The organism is Spirosoma flavum, from assembly GCF_042686045.1.
Taxonomy (GTDB): domain Bacteria; phylum Bacteroidota; class Bacteroidia; order Cytophagales; family Spirosomataceae; genus Spirosoma; species Spirosoma flavum.
This window is the reverse complement of record NZ_JBHUOM010000048.1, coordinates 426,349-433,366: the sequence shown is the minus strand read 5'-3', so window position 1 is coordinate 433,366 and position 7,018 is coordinate 426,349. Positions and strand designations below refer to the sequence as shown.

The window sequence follows — 7,018 nt, the reverse complement described above, 5'->3', positions numbered from 1 at the left end:
CGCAGTGCAAGCTGCCGTTGTGAAGCCGTGAGTCGAAAGACCCACGGCTTCTTGCGTTTTATAAGCTCTATAGAATAAAGCCTAAGCGATAAAAAACCTTAATAAATCGAGTACATTTAGCGGCTATTCATCCTTCTATAAGTAAGATATAAGACTTTCTAATTCTATATAATGCGCACTTGGTTTTTTACGCTGGCAAGTCTATTATGTGCCGTACTTACAACCTTTTCTCAATCAACACACCAGGAAATTTCTCCTGTCGATTGGGTCAATCCGTTGATGGGAACAGCATCTAAACCTAGTTTATCAACGGGGAATACGTATCCGGCCATTACGTTGCCCTGGGGTATGAACTGCTGGATGCCGCAAACTGGTAAGATGGGTGATGGATGGGCTTACACATATGATGCGGACAAGCTTCGTGGCTTTAAACAAACACACCAGCCCAGTCCTTGGATTAATGATTATGGCCAATTTGCCATTATGCCTATCACCGGTAAGCTGCGTTTTAATGAAGATGAACGAGCTAGCTGGTTCTCTCATAAATCAGAGATTGCCAAGCCGTATTACTACAAAGTATATCTGGCTGACCATGACGTAACCACCGAGATTAGTCCTACAGAGCGAGCGGCTGCCCTGCGGTTTACGTTTCCACAAACGGAAGATGCGTATGTGGTAATTGATGCCTTGGACAAAGGTTCGTATGTGAAAATCATCCCTAGTGAAAATAAAATTATCGGCTATACGACTAAAAATAGTGGTGGTGTACCCGATAATTTTAAAAATTACTTCGTCATTCAGTTTAATAAGTCATTCGCAAACACTGCTGTATGGCATGGTAAACAGTTAGAAACTAAAGAGCTCGAGCAGAAAGCTGATCATGTAGGAGCGGTGGTCGGCTTCAAAACCAAAAAAGGTGAGCAAGTTTACGCTCGTGTAGCTTCGTCATTTATTAGTGCCGAACAAGCCGAACGAAATTTGAATGAGATTGGAGATGATTCGTTTGATACCGTTAAGGATAAAGCTAAAGCCGTCTGGAATAAAGAGCTGAATAGAGTAAAAGCAGAAGGCGGTACCGATGACCAACTTCGAACATTTTATTCCTGTCTTTATCGAACGATGCTCTTTCCCCGGAAATTCTATGAACTGGATGCCAACAAGAAAATTGTTCATTACAGCCCGTATAATGGGCAGGTATTACCCGGATATATGTTCACCGACAACGGATTTTGGGATACGTTTCGGGCTGCTTTTCCGCTCTTCAATATGCTTCAGCCAACCCTAAATACCCATATAATGGAAGGGTTGGTCAATGCTTATAAAGAGAGTGGGTTTCTGCCTGAGTGGGCTAGTCCGGGGCATAGAGATTGCATGGTTGGGTCAAATTCAGCGTCAATAATTGCTGATGCGTATTTAAAAGGGGTCAGAACGGGCTATAACATAAATACGCTGTACGAAGCCATTTTGAAAAATACGCAAACAGAAGGTCCGTTTAGTTCAGTTGGCCGCAAAGGCGCGAGCTATTATAATCGATTGGGTTACGTACCATATGATGTAAAGATCAATGAAAATGCCGCCCGAACATTGGAATATGCGTATGATGATTTTACTATTTATCAGTTAGCGAAAGAATTGAAGCGACCGCAGTCAGAAATAGATCTTTTTGCCAAGCGGTCTCAGAACTACCGCAATCTATTCGACCCGACAACGAAGCTGATGCGGGGGAAGAATGAAAATGGCACCTTTCAGGCACTATTCAATCCCTTCAAATGGGGTGATGCATTTACCGAAGGTAATAGTTGGCATTATACCTGGTCGGTTTTTCATGATGTGCAAGGCTTAACAAACCTGATGGGCGGGCGCCGGGAATTTGTAAAAATGCTGGACTCCGTTTTCGTTGTACCACCCGTTTTCGACGATACTTATTACGGCTCTGTGATTCATGAGATTCGTGAAATGCAGATCATGAATATGGGCAATTATGCGCATGGCAACCAGCCTATTCAGCATATGATTTATCTTTATAATTATGCTGGACAACCCTGGAAAACGCAGTATTGGGCCCGGGAGGTTATGAACCGGCTTTATCAACCTACGCCCGATGGATATTGTGGCGATGAAGATAATGGGCAAACATCCGCTTGGTATGTGTTCTCGGCAATGGGTTTCTATCCGGTTTGCCCCGGTACAGACCAATACGTGATAGGAGCGCCACTGTTTAAGAAAGTAACCGTGCAACTAGAAAACGGTAAGACACTCCTTATAAATGCCGCAACCAACAGCGAGCAAAATCGATATATTAAGGTCTTGACCGTTAACGGAAAGTTATATAGCCCGAATTGGTTAAGCCACAAAGAGTTGATGCAAGGTGCCCGGCTTGATTTTCAAATGACGGATAAGGCAAATACCCAACGAGGTGTAAACAGTGCTGATTTTCCTTATTCGTTTTCTTCGGCTAAGCAATAAAATTAGTAAGGACTATACCCCCTCCCAAAACTCGCCTATTAGCTTCAATACTTCATCTACTGAGTTTGCCACAAGCAGTAAAGCGCGGTTTTCTGCCTTCAGGAAACCGTCTGCTACCGTGCGGTCAAGTTGTTGAAGCATGAGGTCATAGAATCCATTTATGTTTACTATAGCGATGGGCCCGTCGTAGAGTTTGAGTTGCCGCCATGCCAGAATCTCGAACAACTCATCCAGAGTTCCATAGCCGCCTGGCAATGCAATCACACCCTTAGACAGTTGAACCATTTTAAACTTGCGCTCGTGCATAGTCTCTACAAAATGCAATTCGGTGAGTGTATTGTGAGCTACTTCAAGATCAGCAAGGAAGTTGGGAATTACGCCAGTCACTTCACCCCCACTTTGCAGTACCGCGTTAGCTACATTACCCATCAAGCCGAAACCGCCCCCGCCATAAATAAGACGGATACCGTTGGCAGCCATTTTTTCACCTAGTTCAACAGCTACTTCATTATAGATTGGGTTGACACCGAGACTTGATGCGCAATAAACGACAATGCTTTGCATAGGTAATTAGTCAGTAAATGGACGATAATTCGTGCTACGGTAAGTTTTCTGTCAGAACTTTGAAGTCTAATCCGCCGAACAGACCAGAACTCATTAGGAGAAAAACTCCGGCTGCATCGCGTTGTTGAATGAGATAGGCTTGCAATTCATCAGGGTTGCTAAAAACACGTAGATTGGGCTGGTCAAAAGCGGCTATGATGTCGTCGGCTGTAATAGAATTTGGGCTAATACCCGACGCGTGCATATCAAAGTAGACAACGGCTTGATCGGCGGCATCCAACGTGCCCTTGTATTGCTCCAAAAAGGCTTTATTCAGGCTACTAAATGTGTAAAGTTCAACAACTGCTACTAACTTCCGGTCGGGATGCTGGTGCTTTACAGCCTCTGTAGTGGCTTCGACTTTAGCTGGTGAGTGCGCAAAATCACGGTACAAAATTCGTTGACTAGTGTCCGTAACTTTTTCCAACCGCATAGCTACCGGCTTAAACGTTGGAATGGCTTCGTAAAACTGCTCGTCTGTAATGCCTATACGGTCGCAAACAGTCATAGCTCCGGCAATATTTTTCAAATTGTGCTGACCGAACAAGTGTGTAGGTACTCTTATGCCATTCTTTGCCAATAAAACAGTTTTACCGTCAACGATAGCACTTGGATGCGCCACGTATGGAATTTTAGTAATATCAGTTCGATCCTTCTGACCAATTACATCAAGCATGTCATCGGATTCATCGAAAATCAAAATTCCAGCTTTTGGCATGGCTTCGGCTAGTAATTCGAACGCGTCAACATATTCGTCCCAAGTCGGATAAATATTGACATGATCCCAGGCAATACCGCTAATAAGGGCAATGTGGGGTTTATAATGCAGAAACTTTGGCCGCGAATCAATTGGTGAAGATGGATACTCATCGCCTTCAAGAATAATAACCGGCGCATCAGGAGTTAGTTGAGCCATTGTCTCGAACCCATCAATTTGCTCGCCAACCAAATAATCGAATTTGCGATTATGGAATTTCAACGCGTGCAGGACCATAGCCGTAATAGTTGTTTTGCCATGACTGCCCGCAATAACCACCCGCTGTTTCTGTTGGCTCTGCTGATACATAAATTCGGGATATGAATAAATGGGCAGTCCCAACTCTAAAGCTTTGACGAGTTCGGGATTGTCTTTGCGAGCGTGCATCCCAACAATAACGGCATCTAAACCGCCTAGCCCGCCATTGCGGTAGATTTTCTCCGGAAACCAACCCATTTCAGCGGGTAGTAAGCCGTGCTGTTGCAAGCGCGTCCGCGATGGTTCGTAGATTTCGTCGTCAGAGCCAGTAATAATATAACCTTGCTGTTGTAATGCCAGAGCAAGATTGTGCATGGCACTGCCGCCAATAGAAATGAAGTGGATAGCTTGAGACATTCGGTAAAATCTATCAGTGTCGAGGGGCAAAAATAGACCTTCTTTTTGGTTTGAAGAAAGAAGATAAACCTTCGACTGAAGAACCATGTTTCGTTACTATTAAATTTCCGTCGTTTCCGAATCAAACCCATTACTTTTTCGTTGACTATCGTGCGAATAGCCTTTACTTGGAAAGCCCAATTTTAGGCGCCAAATTCGAGCCTGTTTTTTTGAACACAAACCCCATTTTATGCGTCGAACGTAGGGATGAAGACATACTATGACCTGATTGACCAGACATTTGAGTTCCCCACGCGGGAGTTCAATGTTGAGAACAATGAACTAATGTTCAATAATGTCCCACTGATGGACATTGTCAAGGAGTACGGTACGCCCTTGAAACTGACGTATTTACCGAAAATTACAGAGCATATTGAGCATGCTAAGCTGCTGTTCAAGAATGCGCTTAAGCGGTATAATTACAAGGGTAGTTACACGTATTGTTACTGTACCAAGTCATCCCACTTTCGGTTTGTACTCGACGAAGTTCTTAAGAATAATGTGCATCTCGAAACGTCATCGGCTTATGACATTCAGATTTTGAGGGAGTTGTACAAAACCGGGAAGATTAGCAAAAGTACGTACATCATTTGCAACGGCTATAAACGGCCGCTTTACACCCAATACATCAGCGAACTTCTTAATGAAGGCTTCACGAATTGTATTCCGGTTCTTGATAATCTGAAGGAGATTGAAGCGTATGAAAATACGGTGACGGCCGATTCGGTTAACTTTGGGATACGTATCGCCACAGACGAAGAACCCAACTTTGCATTCTATACGTCACGCTTAGGCATTCGGTATAGTGATGTGAATGAATTGTACCGTAGCAAAATCCAACCCAATGAGAAGTTTAAGCTAAAAATGCTCCACTTCTTTATCAATACGGGTATTAAAGACAGTGCGTATTATTGGAGTGAGCTGAGTCGGTTCATGTACAAATATTGCGAACTGAGTAAAATGTGTCCTGACCTCGACTCAATTGATATTGGCGGAGGTATGCCTATTCAGACCTCGTTCCAGTTCACGTATGATTATCAGGCCATGATCGACCAGATTGTGGAAAGTATTCAGTGGATTTGCAATAAGAGTAATGTACCGGTACCACACATCTTTACCGAGTTTGGCTCGTACACGGTGGGCGAAAGCGGAGCGGTAATTTATAAGGTCATTGACCAGAAGTTGCAGAACGATAAGGAGTTATGGTACATGATCGACGGCTCGTTCATTACCCAATTGCCGGATTCGTGGGGCTTAGGGCAGAAATATATTATGCTGTCGGTCAATAACTGGGAGAACCCGTATCAGAAAGTTAACCTCGGTGGACTGACCTGCGATTCGCACGATTTTTATAACACAGAGGCACACAGCGCCGACCTTTACCTGCCTATCTTCGATCAGGACACTGAAGATCAATACATTGGTCTTTTCCATACTGGTGCCTATCAAGAATCGTTGGGCGGTTACGGAGGTATTCAGCATTGCCTGATTCCTGCCCCCCAGCACGTTATTGTAGACAAAGACGAACAAGGTAACCTGCGTACCCGATTGTTTGCTCCAGAACAAAATAGTGAGGTAATGCTTAAGATTTTAGGGTATGGTGACGCTGAACCTGGTATGACCGAACTCGAAGCTACAGAAGCCGCCGATGAGCGTGAAGTGGAAGCGGAGTTAATGAAAGAAGAAAATTAGTTTTCTTCGGTAATTTAATAAACCGGGCACTAACAAAAAAAATGTAACCGTACAGTTTTTGGCACTATTTTCGTTTATTAATCTGAAGGTTAGCGCAAAACGGAACGATAGATTCATGAAAAAACTACTGATTTGTGGTACTGTACTGGTGATGCTGTCGCTTGGATCGTGTGCACGCAAGGCAAATTGCCCCGCATACGGAAGTGTACAGAAACCTGCATCAGCGCAGGTTCGGGCGTAGAGTAAGAGTTTTAGTTAAAAAATACCTCCAGTCTTTCTATAGGCGTGGAGGTATTTTTGTTTCAGACGTAGTCTAGCACAAATCGCGACGCTTCCAGTAAGTTAGTGACACAGCCGTCGCATTCGGCAGTGAGTTGAGAATCGTGAGCAATGCGCACCGTTCGAACGCCTGCCCGCCGACCAGCCTGCATATCGCGTAACGCATCGCCAATCATCCAGGATGCGTCAGGTTCTATGTTGTATTTAGCCATTGCCTTTTCGAGCATCAGCGAACCGGGCTTGCGTGTAAGTGACTCTGTGTCGTATTTAGGGTGATGAGGGCAGTAATAAATATCGTCAATAAGCTGCCCACACTGCTCCTGCAAATAATTATAACAAGTCATCACATCGTCGTGGGTATATAAGCCCCTGGCAATACCGGCCTGATTAGTAATAACGATGAGTAAATATCCTGCTTCTTTTAATAAACGCAGTGCTTCAGGTACACCAGTTGGGATAATGAAATCCTCAATCCGGTACACGTAGTCCGTTCGGTCTTCGTTTAACACGCCGTCGCGGTCCAGAAAAATGCACTTGTTCATTGATGATATATGAGTATACAATAGG

Annotated in this window: 5 protein-coding genes; 2 read left to right on the top strand and 3 right to left on the bottom strand. The window is 44.1% G+C overall.

Annotated elements, in window-relative coordinates:
• The first annotated feature begins 171 nt into the window (after nt 1-171).
• Entirely contained in the window at nt 172-2,466 is a 2,295-nt protein-coding gene (locus ACFS25_RS30955; protein WP_381508951.1) for a GH92 family glycosyl hydrolase, read from the top strand.
• 12 nt (nt 2,467-2,478) lie between these two features.
• Here the strand turns inward: ACFS25_RS30955 and ACFS25_RS30950 are convergent, their stop codons facing one another.
• Nucleotides 2,479-3,030, bottom strand: a complete 552-nt coding sequence (locus ACFS25_RS30950) for an LOG family protein (protein ID WP_381508949.1) — start codon at nt 3,028-3,030, stop codon at nt 2,479-2,481.
• 34 nt (nt 3,031-3,064) lie between these two features.
• Nucleotides 3,065-4,441 carry a UDP-N-acetylmuramate--L-alanine ligase gene (locus tag ACFS25_RS30945; RefSeq protein WP_381508947.1) on the bottom strand — a complete coding sequence of 459 codons (1,377 nt, stop codon included), beginning with the start codon at nt 4,439-4,441 and terminating at the stop codon, nt 3,065-3,067.
• Nucleotides 4,442-4,687: 246 nt separating this feature from the next.
• On the opposite strand from ACFS25_RS30945, the gene ACFS25_RS30940 reads away from it, so the two are divergent.
• Nucleotides 4,688-6,172, top strand: coding sequence for a type III PLP-dependent enzyme domain-containing protein (locus ACFS25_RS30940; RefSeq protein WP_381508945.1), 1,485 nt, complete (start codon nt 4,688-4,690; stop codon nt 6,170-6,172).
• Between the two features lie 302 nt (nt 6,173-6,474).
• Here ACFS25_RS30940 and ACFS25_RS30935 read toward each other — a convergent pair whose 3' ends face one another.
• Complete coding sequence (locus tag ACFS25_RS30935; protein WP_381508943.1) at nt 6,475-6,993, bottom strand: D-glycero-alpha-D-manno-heptose-1,7-bisphosphate 7-phosphatase; 519 nt, start codon at nt 6,991-6,993, stop codon at nt 6,475-6,477.
• Nucleotides 6,994-7,018: the final 25 nt, after the last annotated feature.